Annotated in this window: 12 protein-coding genes; all 12 read left to right on the top strand. The window is 37.8% G+C overall.

Annotated features, from left to right (window positions below):
* Nucleotides 1-48 precede the first annotated feature (48 nt).
* The 12 genes from I5435_RS14400 (at nucleotide 49) to I5435_RS14345 (ending at nucleotide 17,420) form a co-directional block, all read left to right on the top strand.
* Complete coding sequence (locus I5435_RS14400) at nucleotides 49-1,680, top strand: PP2C family protein-serine/threonine phosphatase (protein WP_337982499.1); 1,632 nt, start codon at nucleotides 49-51, stop codon at nucleotides 1,678-1,680.
* A 4-nt stretch (nucleotides 1,681-1,684) separates the two neighbouring features.
* A complete protein-coding gene (locus tag I5435_RS14395) occupies nucleotides 1,685-2,959 on the top strand; it encodes a normocyte-binding protein (protein WP_337983873.1) in 1,275 nt (424 codons plus the stop codon).
* Nucleotides 2,950-3,645, top strand: coding sequence for an iron-dependent peroxidase (locus I5435_RS14390; protein ID WP_229387063.1), 696 nt, complete (start codon nucleotides 2,950-2,952; stop codon nucleotides 3,643-3,645). The genes I5435_RS14395 and I5435_RS14390 overlap by 10 nt, the downstream gene beginning before the upstream one ends.
* A gap of 24 nt (nucleotides 3,646-3,669) precedes the next feature.
* The gene (locus I5435_RS14385; protein WP_337982498.1) at nucleotides 3,670-6,315 is read left to right on the top strand and encodes a molecular chaperone; all 2,646 of its coding nucleotides are present in this window, start codon (nucleotides 3,670-3,672) and stop codon (nucleotides 6,313-6,315) included.
* A gap of 40 nt (nucleotides 6,316-6,355) precedes the next feature.
* A complete protein-coding gene (locus tag I5435_RS14380) occupies nucleotides 6,356-7,129 on the top strand; it encodes a hypothetical protein (protein ID WP_024361248.1) in 774 nt (257 codons plus the stop codon).
* Between the two features lie 154 nt (nucleotides 7,130-7,283).
* Nucleotides 7,284-7,925: a hypothetical protein gene (locus tag I5435_RS14375; RefSeq protein WP_337982497.1), complete on the top strand. Its 642-nt coding sequence runs from the start codon at nucleotides 7,284-7,286 to the stop codon at nucleotides 7,923-7,925.
* A complete protein-coding gene (locus I5435_RS14370; RefSeq protein ID WP_337982496.1) occupies nucleotides 7,925-9,427 on the top strand; it encodes a phage baseplate assembly protein V in 1,503 nt (500 codons plus the stop codon). Before I5435_RS14375 ends, I5435_RS14370 begins: the two co-directional genes overlap by 1 nt.
* A 15-nt stretch (nucleotides 9,428-9,442) precedes the next feature.
* Nucleotides 9,443-10,537 carry a pentapeptide repeat-containing protein gene (locus I5435_RS14365; RefSeq protein WP_337982495.1) on the top strand — a complete coding sequence of 365 codons (1,095 nt, stop codon included), beginning with the start codon at nucleotides 9,443-9,445 and terminating at the stop codon, nucleotides 10,535-10,537.
* Between the two features lie 18 nt (nucleotides 10,538-10,555).
* Nucleotides 10,556-11,053 (top strand): hypothetical protein, encoded by a 498-nt coding sequence (locus I5435_RS14360; RefSeq protein WP_337982494.1) that lies wholly within the window; start codon nucleotides 10,556-10,558, stop codon nucleotides 11,051-11,053.
* A 98-nt stretch (nucleotides 11,054-11,151) separates the two neighbouring features.
* Nucleotides 11,152-11,550, top strand: coding sequence for a DUF4280 domain-containing protein (locus I5435_RS14355; protein WP_024361243.1), 399 nt, complete (start codon nucleotides 11,152-11,154; stop codon nucleotides 11,548-11,550).
* Between the two features lie 27 nt (nucleotides 11,551-11,577).
* Nucleotides 11,578-17,088 carry a DUF6531 domain-containing protein gene (locus tag I5435_RS14350; RefSeq protein WP_337982493.1) on the top strand — a complete coding sequence of 1,837 codons (5,511 nt, stop codon included), beginning with the start codon at nucleotides 11,578-11,580 and terminating at the stop codon, nucleotides 17,086-17,088.
* Complete coding sequence (locus I5435_RS14345; protein WP_337982492.1) at nucleotides 17,085-17,420, top strand: DUF7716 domain-containing protein; 336 nt, start codon at nucleotides 17,085-17,087, stop codon at nucleotides 17,418-17,420. Before I5435_RS14350 ends, I5435_RS14345 begins: the two co-directional genes overlap by 4 nt.
* The last annotated feature ends 232 nt before the right edge of the window (nucleotides 17,421-17,652 follow it).

Here is a 17,652-nt window from a genome sequence, read left to right as displayed (position 1 = left end):
ATTGTTAAGATGTGCATCTGATTAGGTTAGTGAAGAAGGAGGAGAATGATGAGAAAGGAAAACAGCGACTTCAAAACAAGCTTTCTATCTGAAGCGGGTTCATTTATGCAAAATAAAGATTACTTTGCTTATGCGGAGCTGGATGATGTTGCTTGCTGGGTAGCAGTGAAAGGGCTAGATTCTGATCAAGAAATCAATAGTGCAGAATTAGCAGTAAAAGGCATTCTGGAAAAGTTTATGGAAAAACCTTCGATGTCTAGAAAGAGAATAAAAAAGTATATAAAAAATGCCCAAGCTGTTCTTCAGGGCCAAAGCTTAAGGGTAAGGTTAAAAGCAAGCATTATCATGGTCGTCTCGGATTACTCTAAAATGATCTATGCCGTAGCAGGAAACTCCCGACTTTATCACTTTCGAAATGGCATCGTGACTTATAAAAGCAATGATCAAAGTTTAGCAGATGAACTAGTGAATGATAGAAACCGTTCTCTCGATATCAGCCATCATGAAGAAAGAAATAATTTACTCAATTATCTTGGTAAACCATCAAATTTCCAACCGTATATTTCGAAAAAGATGAAACTTATGGATGGCGATGTGTTGCTACTATGCACAGCTGGATTTTGGGAAGAAGTTAGTGAAATTGAAATGGCTGATGCGTTGGAAAGTATAAAGGATCCGGAGCAATATACTGAATTATTAGAAGAAGTACTATTAAGTAGGCAGCGCAAAGTTGTCAATAACTATACAATGGCAGCGATATTTGCTAATAAAGTTTATCAAGAAACAAACAAGAAAAAAATGAAATACATCAAAATGATTGCTGCTGCGCTTATTGTAACATTAATTGTTGGGGGTAGTACGATTTACTATCAAGCAAAACAAGCAAAAAAATTAGCAGAATTAACAGTAGAGATGAAAGAGCATGAAAAGACAGGAAACTTGAATTTCCAAGATGGGAATTATGCGGATGCTTTACTGGAATATAGTGAAGGTAGAAATGCTGCGAAAAAATTAAAAGACCCCGTACATAGAAAATTGCTTGCGAAAAAGTTAAGAGTAACACAACTCATCATAAACGGAGATAAGGCATCTGAAGAAGGGCAATTTTCTGAAGCAATGGAACATTATGAAAAAGCCAATAAAGAAGGAAAACTTATAAAAGATTTCGGAAAAGAAGTCATTGAACAAAGAATTGCGAATATGGATTCCATCGTACAAATTGTGGAAGCTATCAAGGATGGAGATTTTCGATTTGAGGCTGAAGATTATAATGGTGCCTTACAAATCTATCAAAAAGCAAGAAAGAAAGCGCTAGCTGTTGCTTTTACTGGTGAAGAGCAAATCAAGACAAAAATTGAAGAAACAGAAGAAAAAATAGCTGAACTAAAGAAGGCTCAGAAACAATTACAAGCTGAAGGTTTAGAAAAGAGTGGAGACCAAAGCTATGCGCGTTTAGATTACGGGAAAGCGATTGAATCTTACACATTGGCTCAGGAAATTTATCAGGAAACAGAGTTACTTGCAAAGGTTTTAGGACTAGAGCGAAAAATTATGAATGCAAATGATAAATTAAACCCAGTTCCTCAAGGACAAGCAGCTGACGCTGCAACCCCATCGATGGATGAAGCAACAGGCGCTGAAGAGCCTTCAAATATGGAGATGATGAAAGAAGGAAAGTAACGTGATGAAAGAGCTCATGTTTGAACGGTTACGTAAAGTTGAAAATTTAGAGCAACGGCAACTGTTAAAAGATATTGTTAGTGGCGTATTTGTCAATTTAATAGACTATCAAGAAGAAATGAATAAAAGGCTAGAGGAACGGATATTCAATGAAATCGATGATTTGGAAAATAAGTACGATATTTATGTCACACTTTGTGCAAAAGAAGATGTCGATCCAATTCATGATTGCTTATTCCCGATGCTCCCATCTGATCTTGATAAGCAGCCAATCGATGCGGCAACATTACTCGATTCACTAAATGAATATAAAAAAACAGTCCTTCTTACTTTGTTCTTACAATGTGATACATGGCAACTTAATCAATTAATTACAGAACAAAGGCTTTTTACAGGAACACTATTAACGACAGATGGATCTGTAGAGATTAAGGTGCGTTTGCAAAAAAATACAATGTATTTAGATGAAATTGAAAAATTATATCCTATATTTCATATGAATGGGTTACCGTGGAAAACAATCAATCATCCCTTTGCTCACAAGTTTTTTGATGTTGTGTTAGTTGAATGTCCGACCTTCAACGAGGATACGGAGATTATTAACATAACCATTGATTTACAAGAGTTTGAACAAATGAAACACCTGAACATGGTACCATTGTGGAACATTCAAAGGCACGAAGTAAAAAATGTAGGATTTCCAATACCTGCAATTGATAAAGTGAATTACGAACATGTCCTTTCGCTTCGAAAAATGGGAAACCAGCATGGCTATCTCATTGAAAGTGATGAAAACAATGTTAGATATGTTAAGCGCTCCGACAGTGAATTGACGGTCGTATCTCCGCAAGATAAATCGGGAAGTTGGCAATTATTAAAAATAGCACAATTGGAAAAAGAAAAGATTGGCAAGTTACATTACGAGCTACTGTCTAATCGCAGAATGGATCGTTTTATGCATAAATTTGCTAGTAAGTATAGCGTAAATGTGAAAACAAAAGGAGAAATAATTCGCCTTGTTAATTCATTTGAAATAGCAGAAAAACTAGAACTTGTTGACATAAAAATTATGGAGGCATTCCAAGGCAAAAGTTTTAGCTATGCAGCCAATCCTTTTTTAATAAATATGTTAGGCGAGCACAGTAACAAAAAAACGATGTTGTTGGAATTTAAAGCGAAAGAGGCCAAAAATTTTATTTCAAACGACATCTTAAGCTTTCTAGTGGCCGAAGTACAAAGGCAGTTCTTTGAATATAAATGCGAAGGTACATGGCTATGAACTATATTTGGGATTTTCTTATTAGTGCAGAAGAGAAGGGTTTTAGTAAAAAGGATATTCAATTTATGCTGGCTAAAACATTCTCACCATATATGGAATTAAGCCCACCATTATTAAATACACAAGATGTAGTGCAACATATGGAGATCAATCCATATTATCGCTTTGATGAAATATTTAAAGACCTATTTCATCCTGATAATTTAACAGATTTGGAATTAAGAGAATACTTACTCGATATCGTCCTTCATTTTCTAGCCGATATTGATCGCATGCAAGGTATGAATAAGAGAGAATATTATGTTCGATTTATATTAAAAGAAATGGAAATGAACGTATTCGGAGAACGAGTACGGGACAATTTATATGCTTTGACGAAAAAGGAACAAGAAATAGTAGTACTCAATCTTTTAAGGTTATATCAAACAGGAGATGCTATTTATCTGTTAAAAGATACACTCAAAAAGCTCTTTAAGCACTGTGTTATTTATGTTAGATCAGAGGAACACGATGAGCTACTGTTATACATTGCTCAAAAAAAGACTGAACGCAATGCTAGCAAAGTGCAGCTTATTCAAGAACTGTTTTTGCCAGTAAGTTTCCATATGGAGGTTTATTGGGAATATCACTTTGGCATAATCGGTACAGAGGAGACCATGAAGCTAGATCAAATAGCCCTTTATTGATCTTTTAGCGGAGGAGGATGCAGGATGAATAAATATTCGTATAAGCTGTATGCGAATAATCGTTACACAGAAAAGAAGTATATGACATTTACACGGGTTGAGTTAATGGAGATGACAACTTTCCAACTTCGAAATATTTGCTACAAGGAAAAGTTGGTTACAGGTCTTATGAATACTCTTACAAGAGATCAACTCATCGAAACGATATTACGTTATCGTGGTGCTGAAGAAACCCTTCTTATAAAAGAGCGGAAAGATGGGGGTTTTGAACGAGTTGAAGCAGCGATGCAAACATATTTAAAGACGCCTCTTTCTGATAATGGAGAAATTAAAATTCCTGCAAAGATGAGTTTATATAATGGCATGAAAATCGATAAGCCTGATCAGTATCTCGTAGAAACAGGTGGATTTCTTACAGAGTCCAATGTGTTGCTAGTGAATGAGCAACTTGAGCTATGTGGTCTTCTGAATTTACGCAAGGATGACCAATATCCAAATCGTTATTTTCTAGCTGCAGATCAAGCAATTGGCATTAGACAAACGAAAAACAAAAATTACAGCTTTATTTTTTTAAGAAAACAAGATTCAGAGTATATGTACAAAACGTATTATCAAGAACATCCGCTACCACCTACTAATCTCCATTATTATAAGGTACCTATACCAGATTTAGAAATTAAAGAACTTGAAACAACTACAGCTATTCTTGCAATCGACTTTGGAACGACTAATACGACGGCAGGAGTCTATTTAGATAGTGATTATGTGTCCTCGCCATGTAGTCACGATTTGCTCAATAAAAGAATTCACTTAAATACCATAAACTTTGTTGCTTTTCCTGATTCTCTCCATCAAAACGAATGGATTGAAGTAGTACCGACTGTGATGAGTGTGGCAGATTGTTCGAATCCAGATCAAATAAACTATCATGTCGGTTATGATGCTTTAAAGATGATGAAAAAAAATAGCTATACCTCTCTTGCCACAAAGTTTCAAGGAATTAAACGATGGGTTAGTAATTATACAAAATTAGAAGAAGTAATGGATGCAAACGGCAATACAGCCATTGTTCCTCGTAGTCAAATTATAAGGGAATTTTTGTTATATATAATACGCATGGCGGAGCATCAATTTAAATGTCGCTTTAAGCATTTGCATATTTCCAGTCCAGTGAAACTAAAGACACAATTTTTAGATATGTTCCACACCATATTGCCAGAATATCAAATTGAAACTGAGCATGCACTCGATGAAGGAATGGCCGTACTCTATAATACAATTGCTAATCAAATCGAGAATAATAGTTTTATGGATGGAAAAAAGTATAAAGCACTCGTAATTGATTGTGGAGGTGGTACGACCGATTTATCGTCTTGTCAATTTGCAATAGAGGATGGACATATTTCTTATAAAATTGATATCCATACAACGTACGAAAATGGAGATACAAATTTTGGCGGTAATAATATTACCTATCGAATTTTTCAATTTATGAAAATTGTCTTTAGCAATTATTATAGTCGTGGCACAAGCGTCTACGATATTGATACTTTCATTGATATACCTGGCAAGGATATCTATCGCTATGTCGACGATTATGGTGTGGAAGCGGTCTATGAACAATTTGAAAAGGCCTTTCGTGAAGCAGAAGACATTATTCCTACACGTTTTAAAGAATATGAAAATCGTACACGTGATGAGTATTTGCGCGTGCGCAATAATTATTATTTTTTATGGGAAATGGCTGAGGAAATGAAGAAGGAGTTTTTCCGAAAAACAGGCATTTTACGAAGTCGTTTTTATTCGGAAAAAGATTTACAGCAGGAGAGCGATTTGAACGTAACTGCTGTTGACCGATGGTGTCTATCTTTAGTAGAAAACAATCAATTCAAAGATGTGTATGATTATCCGAACGTATTTTTTAATATTAAGGAAATTAACCATCTTATTAAGGCTGATATATATGATATTGTACGAGAGTTTTTGGAAGAGTTTTATGAAAATGGGCAACTTAGCGAATATTCCATTATTAAGTTAACAGGCCAATCGTGTAAAATTGATGCTTTTCGTGAGGCATTAAAGGAATTTGTACCTGGACGAAGTATTGAATTTAGGCAAAAGGCTGACAATGTCGGGAAAGTACCTGAACTAAAATTATCTTGTTTAAGAGGCGCACTGCGTTACTTAAATGCCAAAAAGATAGGCATGATTGAAACGAATGTCACGAACCATGCACCTGTTGTGCCTTATGCTGTTAGTGCTTTTACACATAACCGCCAAGAAAAATTACTGATAAGCAGTTTAGAACGACTGAACCAAATTCATGGCAGCATTTCTCGACCTTGGGGTGTGACGGAAGTTGAATTCTTCCTAACGGGTAGCGATAACCAAACGCCATATAAATATATTTATATAAACCGTAAAGAAGACTTTACGCCGACTCTATATGAAAATATCGCAGCGCAATATCAAGATAAAATTCCACAAGATGAGACGGATTCCATTACAAATGGCGAAGTGAAGTTCTTTGTATTTGCCGCAGAAGATCACTGGGGTTTCCATGTCGTTCCTGTAGCGAGAAGAGAAGAACAACTTTTTGTTGGCAATAAAGCATTCTTTGCGTTTGAAACGGAGTTATCCGAATTAGATTTCTTCGACGGCTTAAAGTAAGCACTCAAAAGTGAAAACAAGAAAAGAGGTGGGTGACAGCTTGTTTGCCAATCAATATCCACATTTTCAAAAAGGTCGTATTTTAAAGCGAGAAATGTTGGAGAATTTACGAGATTATCCAAGAGAGTTTTTAGATCTGTATTTCCAAGATTACTCGAATGGCATTATTGCGGGTGTCCATATTATTGTAGCAGATTCACAACTCATTATTACAAAAGGCATTATTAAGCATAATGGAAGGCTATATATGCTACATAGTAGCTATGAGCTTCCTTATGAAGCTACAGGGCACGAAACGATATTAAAAGTACGATTTCCTGAAGCAGTGAATAACCTTGATTATACCCATTACACAACAGAAATTATTTTAGATGATTCCGTTGATCTTGCACAAAATGAACTAGAATTAGCACGCTTTAAATTAAAATTAGGAGCCAAACTGCGCTCACAGCATATCGACTTTCTCGACTTTGCAACTGAATATAACACAGTAAACTATCATCATTGTCATTATGCTGGCATACAAAAAAGCACCTACCACCCACTTATATTGCAATATTTTGCACGAGAGCTTTTAAAATATCGTCCAACCAATCCATATGATATAGCCTTTGCCTTAGAGTGTTTAAATCAGGAGAGAGTGCAACGAGATGCGATTGATTTCTATATTTGCAATAGGCTAGAGCTAGACTATCAAACGTTAAGTAATAGTCAAATTCATAAGTATTTAAATCGTATTTTAATGGACGTAAAGGGTGGCAGCCGTATGAAGGGACTCAGTCAAGGTCGCCCAAAACGTATGATTGTGGATTAGGTAGTGATGTGCTAAGAAAACAAGATTAATAGAGAAGAGCATGTTTTAACGATTTCATCACAAAGCAAGTCGTATTATACCAACACTAGCTATAAGAAAAATAAAAGAAGGTCTATGCATACTAAAAGACTTTTTAACAAAGGAGGGCGAAAAAATGAGTTATATGGATGAAGAAGTAATTGAGATGACCAAGCATGCAAGGCAGAAAAAACGAACAGAGAACATTGAAAAGCAATTGTTACATACGGACATTGTGAAAGCCATTCAAAATGGCCAGCTAACAATTGAAGATGAAACAATTGAATTTGCACAGATTGGCTTTTACGAGAATCAAATACAAATGTTTATGCCTGTAGCATTTGAAGAGATGGAATCGGAATTAATGAATATTAAATATCCATCAAGCCGTAGACCGGATTACATTTACACAAGTGATAGCACGTCCATAAACGTCACGATGAAACTAATGGAACAACAATTAAAAGAAGAAGAGTTAGAAGATTTTACTGAAGCGATGATGAATATCGTGCAAAAGTTCCAGCCAGGTGCTGAAATGTTAGATATCGGCATGAAAGAAGTGAACGGTCTACAAATTGGTTATTTTGATTTTATTTCGAAGGCACTCGATAACAAAATTTATAATTTAATGTTTTTATTTATAGTAGATGGCCATGTGGCTACGGGTTCAGTTAATTGCTTGAAAAAAGAAATGGATATATGGCAACCGATTGCTTATGGCATGTTGGAATTAATCTCAATCGAAAACAAATCATTGGATGGAGAAGGTGTTGTTTGATGGAGCGAGTTAACAAGGAAACAGCAATGACGTATAAAGATTTAATTGTGATGCCCTATAATATCCGCGTCAGCGAAATCGAAATCACACAACAAATGAATGAACATGCGGTATTACATTTAACAGGCATTATACCAGATGAACTTGAAGACTCCTACGTTTACATGACTGACGCTGAAACAGCTATCGAAGTATTGCAAATCGGCAGTAATGGCCAATCGCCTATTTTTAATGGATTAGCATTAGATGTACAAGTGAAATCGGTGCTGGGTACGTATTATTTGGAGGTGAAGGCAGTTTCACATACGTATGTATTAGATGTGAAGAAAAAAAACCAAACGTACCAACATGCTAAGATGCCATATACAGAATTGATCAATGAATGTATTGCCGACCAACCAGGTGCCGACTTTATGGATCATGTCACAAAGGGTGCTAGTATTGGTAGCTTTACAATGCAATATTTAGAGACAGACTGGGAGTTTCTAAAACGTATGGCTTCTAGATTTCATACGGGCTTAGTGCCAGACACAGTTCATAGTGCACCAAAGTTTTACTTCGGCGTACCATTTCAAGCAGGTGCTGTACAGAAAATAGATGCAATCAATTACCGTGTGAAAAAGGCAATTGGCAACTTCCTTATTTCTAGTAAAAATCATCTCGATAGTATAACGGACAGTGACTATATGTATTATGAAGTAGAATCGACCCAACTATTCAAAATCGGCAACGAAGTCACGTTCCAAGCCAAAAAACTATATGTTTATAAAATCGTATCGAAGCTTAAAAATGGCTTATTGAAGCATATTTATACGCTTACACCAAAGAATGGTTTCAGTGTTCACACGACGTATAATCAAGCAATCATCGGCGCGTCTATTCAAGGAAAAGTCATTGATGTGGCAGGAGATAAAATCCGCATTCATGTCGATTTTGACGAGGGGCAAGAAAAGAGTACAGCCTATTGGTTCCCATATTCAACAATCTATGCGTCAGAAGATAATACAGGGTGGTATTTTATGCCAGAGTTATCTGACAATGTGAGAATCTATTTCCCAAGCAACCGTGAGGATGAGGGGATTGCCATTAGCTCCGTGACCAAAGCACCACCACAATCGGGTGCTATGTTAGCAGCAACGAATCCGACCAGTCAAGGTGGGGGCGGTAGTGCTGCACCTCCAGAGGATAGTCGCCAAGACCCAGTACGTATGGCTAATCCAGATGTAAAAACACTTAGAACGAAGCATGGTAAACAAATTCTACTAGCTCCTGATCGTATTGTCATTTCTGGTGGTGGATTAATGATTTCGTTAATGGATGATAATGGTATTTCTATTATTAGTGATAAAAACATTAACTTAAAAGCAACAGACAAAGTCGTTATTAATGCCAAGCAAATTATGATCAATGCCAATGAAAAAATTGAGATGACATGTAAAGAGAACTCGATCAAGATGGAGGACAAAATGGAGATTAAAGGAACAGAAGTACGAGCAAATTAGTGGGGATGTAGACGCATGAAACGAGAAGAAGCCTTACAGCATTTTATGGATGAATGTGTGGTAGTCCATGTCAACCGGTTACAAGCAATAGTCGATCGACAGTTTCGTCAAGACAAGGAAGTTTTACTTCAACCAATCATTCACGCATTTGAACAACTATTTGCGAATATTAGCAGACAGCAACAGCAGGGTAAGTTAGCCCCAGTTGCTTTTATTCATCTATCGTTGCTACGAACATCTTTACTAGAAAACAAGTTTACGTATTTGCTGGAAGTATATGGGGAAACATGGTATTTCGATTGGGTAGAATGCACAGCAAAATATGAAGCACATTGGCTTAGTGAAGCGATGAGGGATTTACAAAATACGCTAGAAAAAGAAAGAAAGTCATATATTAGCATTCAAACAACGGACGTTCGAGTCATTCTGCAGCAGACCGTTATACAGTTTCATCAATATATTGTCCAATTGCTACGTTATCTCTTTCGCTATCACCAAGAAAGCGTCCCTACAATCAATTTTCAACGCGCGACATGCTTACGTTTCCGAGCTGGCGAATATAAAGGGTTTAGTGAAGATATTGCACTGATTGACGAACGGCAACAAGTGGAAAAAGATATCCTGTTATCGTTAGAGAAGAAAGAGGCGAACCAATCGTATACGTTTGAAAACTTTTCAAACCTATCATTAATGCAACAAGATTTGAGCCATAAGAACTTTTCCTATGCAAATTTCCAAGACAGTAATTTAGCAGAGGCTTCATTGCATCGAAGTGTTTGCATCGGTACAAATTTTATTGGTTGTCAATTAGCGAATGTTGATTTTTCGTATGCAATGATTCAAGATGCAGATTTTCGAAATGCTAATTTAGCTGGTGTTAATTTTAGACATGCACAAGGAAAAACATTGAAGTTTCCTAATAATGAAGTTCCTTGCTACCTTGGTACGGATTTCAGCAATGCGAATTTGCAACAGGCAAAATTTGAATTTGCACAAATGGCAGGTGCTAATTTTACGGGTGCTAATTTAAAGGGCGCCACTTTTTTTCAACGAGATCAAGCGAAGTATCAATTTAGCCAAGCCCAGATAAAAGACATTCATTGGATTTGAAGCTTACAGGAGGACAAAATGGAATACTTTATTGTTCAACAAGACCAAAGTATTATCAATCCTATTATTCCTTTGAAGACGGACCTTGATGATGATTTTGTGTGCTCTTCAGTATTTGCAGAAGTGGTGGAAAAAGAACAGGGGCTATATCCAGATTATTTAGAAAAGCCTCGAACAATTGTGTCAGAGCAATTAAAAAAGCTGTTAGCAAAATATGAGGATCACTTAGCGTTTACAGCTATTGTTTTTACGGATGTAAAAAAGGGGACACAGCGCTTGTATTGGTTGATGGAGGTTGAAAAGAAGAATTGTATTTCTCATGAAACCACGTATTATCCAGATGGACGTATCAAGGAGCTTGTGATAAACCCGAAAAAGGTTGAATTAGATTATATTTTTCAAGTCAATAGTCAAGGAAATTCTTTTACAATCGTTAATCTAGATGTGGCAGAAAGTATATTAAGACGACCATTTCTTGGCATTCAGTTGCAGCGAGTAAAACTTGAAAGAAGCTAAAAAACGTTGATTGCTAAAGTATACTGATGCATCTGGAGTCAAACAAAAATCAAAGAATAAGTCGTAGTTTGCAACATATACGAAGGGTAGGTTATTAAATGGCTCAAGTTGTAGAAAATTTGGAGACAGAAGGTTCAGAACAAGAGCAATTTAGTTATGTGGTTCATGGAGCAATTATTTCTTGTGAGCATGGTAGTCATCTAAATTATTTAAATTTACCGCAGGATCATGGCGTTTATATTAAAGGGAAAGCCGTATTGAATGTGGGCGATCGTAAACCTGACAACATCCCAACCTTTGGCGTGTGCCTGAAATTAAAAAAACCATGTACGCCTGCATGCTCCATCGACTGGATGGAAGGAATGGAAAATGTCAATATCGAGGGCAAGCAAGCGTTATTGTCCCGATGTCATACGCAATGCTCAGCAGGTGGAGGAAAAATTGATATTGTGCATGACGGACAAGAGGAATTAACAATACCGAAACAAGGCTTTTAAAAAAGAGTGTTTGAAAGGAGGTAAGTAATGAAAACGCTAGGAGAAAAGGAAGTCAACAAGATAACTACGTACGAGGATCTTGTGCTCGAGTGGCCTTATCCTCTTATTCATATAAATAAGCTAACGATAAAACATCAAGGCAATGATCATGCAAGACTGTCCTTTACAGGAATGATTGCGGAAGAGCAAGCACAAAAGTATATTCAACGTGTCAGTCATTCAGATGAAGTCGTTGTAAAATTTGGTCGACAACAAGACATCTTGTTTTCAGGTAGAATTGAAAATGCAGAGTTGCAGGCAGCGCAAGGGGTGCATTATGTCTATGTCGAGGCAGTATCGTTTACAGCCAATATGGATGTTGAAAAACGCTCACGTTCTTTTCAAGATGCGAATATGACCTATGTAGCGTTACTAGATACCATTGTGGGGGCTTATCCTCATGGGGATTACATCGACCAGGTGTCGAACGGTCAAGTAATAGGTCATATCTCGATTCAATATATGGAGACAGATTGGACATTTATTAAAAGAATGGCTTCTAATCTACAGGCGGTTGTTTTTCCTGATTTACAAGGAAAGGGACCACGATTTTGGTTTGGCACACCCGAAAGTAAGAAACGTATAACAATCGACCATCTACCTTCTGTATTACATATGGATATAGATACGTATCGATTGATTACTGAAAACGATGGTACGGATGTAAGTGAAACCGATTATACATTTTGTGAGTTTGAAAGCACAGAAGCGTACGATTTGGGTACATCGGTACAATTAAAGGGAAAATCCTATATAATTACGGTTCGGGAAATTCATCTCGAAACGGGTGTACTAAAATTCCAATATACTGCCCAACCAGAAAAAAGTATTCGTCAGCGATTAGTACGCAATTTAGATTTGATTGGCGCAGCTTTTACAGGGAAAATCATTGATGTTACGCAAAACACGGTCAAAATTCATTTAGATATCGATAAAAAACAAGAGAAAGAAAAAGCACATTGGTTTGCTTATTCAGCAGATGCAAATGGTGTCATGTATTTAATGCCGCAAAAAGGTGCTCGTGCCCAATTGCATTTTCCAAGTGCTGTGGAGCAAGATGCCATTGTCATTAGCTCGGTGCGTGTTGCACCTGCTACACCGGAGGGTGGGCAAAAACAAACGAAAAAAATGGCAGACACGACCGTGAAATCATTGGCGACCAATGCGGGGAAAGATATGACATTAGGTGTGGGTGATATTACTTTTAGTGCAGTAGATGGCGTATTGGATCTTAAGATGGATGATGGAGAAGGCGTAACATTTCAAAGTAATAGTACCATTATGCTAGCGGCAGATGAAACACTTGAGATGAGTGGTATGAACGAGTTATCTGTAGAAGCGGAGGAATGGATTGCCATTTCAGCAAAGGAGCAAAGCCATATAATCCTTGCAGCGGACACACAGTTAATTAGTACACTGATTGAACAAGAAGGCATAGAGAAAAAAAGTCAACCACCGAAGTTAAATGAAGAAGCAATCGAAGCTACATCCAAAGTGGATGTTATCTTCCCACAAAAAGCAGAGCAGAAAAAAGAGAAAAAAGGCTTCTTTAGTAAGGTGCTTGATAACGTTAGTTTAGCGTTAGATGTTGCTGGATTTATTCCAGGTATCGGGACTTTCGCGGATATTGCCAACGCTGGTATTAGCTTGGCAAGAGGAGACTATATGGGCGCGGCGATGAATATAGTCGGTGCAGTGCCAATCGTTGGGGATGCTGCAAAAACAGCCTACAAGGCCAATAAAGCCGCAAAAGTAGCAGAAGCAGCTAGTAAAACCGCCAAGGCTGCAGATAAGGCGGTGGATGCTTCAAAAGCAGTAAAAGGGATGAAAGCCGCTTACTCCAAAGTTGCGCAAACACTCGATACTGTGTCAGCACTGGCTAACAAAGGCACAAAAAGCATGAAAACAGCAGCCGATAAAGTAATCGCTTCGATGGATGAAGTGCTAGCTGTGTCAAAAGCTGTCGATGGTATGAAGGCGATGGCCAAAACAGAGTTAACCAAACTCAATCATCAAGTATTAAAGAAATTTAACTGTACAAAAGGTTTAAGTGATAAATTCTGTAAAAAAGGCTTTGAACCGGTTGATTTAATTACTGGCCGTATGATCTATGAAGGTGTCGATTTCGAACTTCCAGGCCCTATCCCTCTTGCATGGGAACGTGCGTGGTACAGTGATAGTAGTCGAGTTGGTTTAACTGGGCATGGTATGCACTTTACATACGATCTAGCCTTAGAGATATTTGAAGAAGAAGACCTTATTGGCATTGTGGTGACGGATGGTCGCGCAATAGGGTTTCCAATTTTACCAATTAATTTACCATATTTTAATAAAAAAGAAAGAATGACCCTGAAAAATACAGGTGTGGAATACCATTTGTTTGAGCATGATACACGCTTGCTTTATGTATTTGAACAAACAACCGAGACGACATATCGATTAAAAGAAGTAAGAAATGAGCAAGACCACCATATTCAATTTGCGTATAACCTGAAAGGCTTCTTATCTCAAGTAACAGATAGCGTAGGGCGCATACTAGATGTTACGACCAATGAAGCGGGCAGAATGACGGAAGTTGCTTTACGCAACCAAATGAGTCGTGAAGTGTTAGTGCGCTATGTTTACAATGATGTTCAAGATTTAATCGAAATCCAAGATGCATTAGGACAAAGTACACATATCCAGTATGTCAATCACTTAATGATGCAAAAAATAGACCGCAATAAAAATAGCTTCTTCTGGCGTTACGATGGGCCAACTACAGGTGCGCGCGTTATTAAAACATGGGGAGATGGCAATGTCCTAGCAGGTGAGCTTGCCTATTATGAGGGCTATAACGAAATTACCAATAGCTTAGGGCATATAAGCACTTACTATTTTAATGAAGATAACCTCTGTACGAAAATTATGTATCCGGATGGTAGTGAGGTCAGCTATGTCTATAATGAGGACTTTGAATTACTGCAAGAAGTAGATGAAGATGGTCGCGTCACAACTTTCAGCTATGATGAATGGGCCAATCCAATTACGATGACGCTGGCAGATGGCAGTACTTTATCTTCTCAGCATGATGCCAAAGATCGCTTGATTCAGGCAGTTAATCCAGAGGGCGGCAGTCGTCAGTGGATTTATAATGAGGACGGGACATTACAGGCAACGATTTTAGAAGATGGTACAAAGACTGAATTTTCTTATAATGAGCATCGTTTAATCGATACAGTGACAAATGCGCAAGGGCATATGGTAAGCTTAACGTATGACGCTGACCTAAACTTAAGCCAAGTCACATTGCCAGATGGGACAAGTTCAACATGGACATACGACCGTCGTGGGAACTGCATAAGTACAACTAATCCACTTGGAGCAACAGAAAAGTTCCATTATGATCATTTAAATCGCCTAGTGCGCGCCCATCTATCTGATGGTAACGATGTTCAACTAAAGTACAATGCCTATGATGATATTATTTTTGCAAAGGATAACCATACACAAGTCGCTTTTGATTACACAATTCTTGGAAGCCTAACGTCTCGCAAACAAGGTGGCAAGCAAGTACAATTCACCTACGATACAGAGGAGCAATTAACCGCTGTTATCAATGAAAAAGGCGAAGCGTACACTTTTGAACGCGATACCAAAGGCCATATTATCAAGGAAATCGGCTTTGATGACATGGAAAAATCGTATGAGCGAAGCCTCGCAGGAATCGTGCAACGGATTCAACGACCAGGAAATCGTTGGACAGCGTATCAGCACGATGCGCTAGGAAATATTATTCGCTCTGACTACTATGATGGTACATGGGAAACATTTAGCTATGACAAAAACGGCGCATTACAAGAAACAGAAAATGAGTATGTAAACGTTAAGCTAGAACGAGACCCATCAGGACAAGTCATCAAAGAATGGCAAAACGACCATTGGATTGCGAGTAGCTATGACGAGTTAGGCAATCGTTCTCAGATTACAAGTAGCCTTGGTGCTAAAATTGATGTTACTCGCAATGAATTGGGTAATGTCTTACAAATGACCGCCTCTCGCTCCGAGCAAGCCCAGTGGACAGCCTCGATGCAATACAATGAACTTGGTCAAGAGATTGAGCGAATCCTACCAGGGGATGTTATTAGCAAGTGGCAGTATGATATCACAGGTAGACCAACACATCATAGAGTAAGTAGCCAAAGTCGAGATACGCGAAGACATGCCTACAATTGGGACGTCAATCATCAATTACGCAGTATGGTCAACGAGCTAACGGGTGTAAAAGTGACGTATGGTTACGACGAATTTAGTAACCTCGTATGGGCCAATCAAGACAGTCGTCAATTTGATTTCTTATACCGCAGTGTCGATGATGTCGGCAATCTATATGAAACAAAAGATAAAAAAGATCGTGTCTATGGCGCTGGCAGTAGATTACTAGAAACAAAAGATGCCAAATTCTCCTATGACGAAGAAGGAAATCTCGTAGAGAAAGTCGAACATAATGGAGATACATGGCAGTACGAGTACTATGGCAATGGCATGATGTCGAAGGTCATAAAGCCAGATAATACGGAAGTTACTTTCAAGTATGATTCATTAGGTAGGCGAATAGAGAAGAGTTCTGAGGAAAAGGCAACTCATTTTGTATGGGATGGCAATACGATTTTGCATGAGTATTTCTCGCAGGATGATTCAGTGGAGAATGCTTCCCAGGCAGACGTCGATATCGCAGATAGTCTCGTTACATGGGTATTCAATGATGGCTTTGTCCCTTCAGCAAAAATCACGAATAAAGGTAGCTACAGTATTATTAGTGATTATCTAGGAACACCTGTCGAAGCCTATGATGAACAAGGTCATAGGGTTTGGTCGGCTGAGCTTGATGTGTATGGGCGAGTGAACGAGTTTACGGGTGAGAAAGATTTCATTCCGTTTAGGTATCAAGGGCAGTATGAAGATGTAGAGATTGGCTTGTATTATAACCGATTCCGATACTACGACCCAGAGCAAGGGAACTATACGCAAGTTGACCCGATTGGGCTTGCGGGTGGGAATCCAACGCTTTATGGATACGTGTATAACACAGTGACCCAAATAGATCCTTGGGGTTTAAAGTCAGTAGATTTGAGTGGTACCGATATCACTGGGCGACCATTATCAAGTTCAAATTATAGTGTATGGTTTGAAACATCGATACCAGAGAACATCCAATCAAGTTCAAGAAGAAAACATTTCCAAAATGCAAATCAACAGTTATACGAAGCTTTACAAAAATACCCTGGTTTGGCAAACTCGCTTCCGCCTGAAGTAGTGAAACATGTACAACCTGGTCCTAGAGGTGCTTTCAAGGATACAAGTCCTCCAAAACATTCTTGGCACCATAATGCTCAAAATCCAGAAAAGATACAACTCGTTCCAAGGGGGCAACATAGAGCTCCAGGTCCGGTGCAAGGAAGTCTTCATCCAAACCAAGAGGGTGGATTTAAAAAACTTACAAGAGGGTGTAATACATGATGAAAGAAAAAATGAATTTAATTAGTGTTAGGGATGTTTTATCGCATCCAGAAAAGAATCCAGAGACTTGGTTCTATCTTCCTCCAAATTTAAGAGAATGGAATTTAAATACAGAGGGGATATTTTCATTAGATAGCTTTGATTTTCCACCCGATTCAGATGACTTTTTACCGGAACAAGTGAAACAAAATGGGTGGATAGAAACTTTAGATGGTGCAAGTATTGAGGATGTAATTGACAATGTAAATAATCAGTTAGAAAATCCATCACTAGATCAGTTGCTGCAAGCGTTTATTTATTATTTTGAAAATGATGCATTTATAGTTTTTTAAGTAGTTAGATAATGATAAAGAGAAAAAATTTTTTCTCAAATGGCAAGTTTGCCGGTTAATTGGCAATTCTGTTCAAAATCGAAGTATTGCTAATAATCCATTTTTAATTTCAGTAGAGCATTGAAAAGCATGAAAGAACGAATTCCTTAATATGGTAATTCGTTCTTTTTATTATTATAATAAACCTTGGAATCTTTCACCACATCGAAATCAAAGATGCTTTGGGAGCAAA

Origin of the sequence: Lysinibacillus sp. C5.1 (assembly GCF_016350185.1) — a bacterium.
GTDB classification, from domain to species: Bacteria; Bacillota; Bacilli; order Bacillales_A; family Planococcaceae; genus Lysinibacillus; species Lysinibacillus sphaericus.
Note: the sequence above shows the minus strand (reverse complement) of the source record. Positions and strands in the feature narration are given on the sequence as shown.

What these genes read in the sequence shown, in the direction of transcription:
- I5435_RS14400 (WP_337982499.1), top strand. Translation starts at nt 49, where the DNA reads ATGAGAAAGGAAAACAGCGACTTCAAAACAAGCTTTCTATCTGAAGCG.
- I5435_RS14395 (WP_337983873.1), top strand. Translation starts at nt 1,685, where the DNA reads ATGAAAGAGCTCATGTTTGAACGGTTACGTAAAGTTGAAAATTTAGAG.
- I5435_RS14390 (WP_229387063.1), top strand. Translation starts at nt 2,950, where the DNA reads ATGGCTATGAACTATATTTGGGATTTTCTTATTAGTGCAGAAGAGAAG.
- I5435_RS14385 (WP_337982498.1), top strand. Translation starts at nt 3,670, where the DNA reads ATGAATAAATATTCGTATAAGCTGTATGCGAATAATCGTTACACAGAA.
- I5435_RS14375 (WP_337982497.1), top strand. Translation starts at nt 7,284, where the DNA reads ATGAGTTATATGGATGAAGAAGTAATTGAGATGACCAAGCATGCAAGG.
- I5435_RS14370 (WP_337982496.1), top strand. Translation starts at nt 7,925, where the DNA reads ATGGAGCGAGTTAACAAGGAAACAGCAATGACGTATAAAGATTTAATT.
- I5435_RS14365 (WP_337982495.1), top strand. Translation starts at nt 9,443, where the DNA reads ATGAAACGAGAAGAAGCCTTACAGCATTTTATGGATGAATGTGTGGTA.
- I5435_RS14360 (WP_337982494.1), top strand. Translation starts at nt 10,556, where the DNA reads ATGGAATACTTTATTGTTCAACAAGACCAAAGTATTATCAATCCTATT.
- I5435_RS14355 (WP_024361243.1), top strand. Translation starts at nt 11,152, where the DNA reads ATGGCTCAAGTTGTAGAAAATTTGGAGACAGAAGGTTCAGAACAAGAG.
- I5435_RS14350 (WP_337982493.1), top strand. Translation starts at nt 11,578, where the DNA reads ATGAAAACGCTAGGAGAAAAGGAAGTCAACAAGATAACTACGTACGAG.
- I5435_RS14345 (WP_337982492.1), top strand. Translation starts at nt 17,085, where the DNA reads ATGATGAAAGAAAAAATGAATTTAATTAGTGTTAGGGATGTTTTATCG.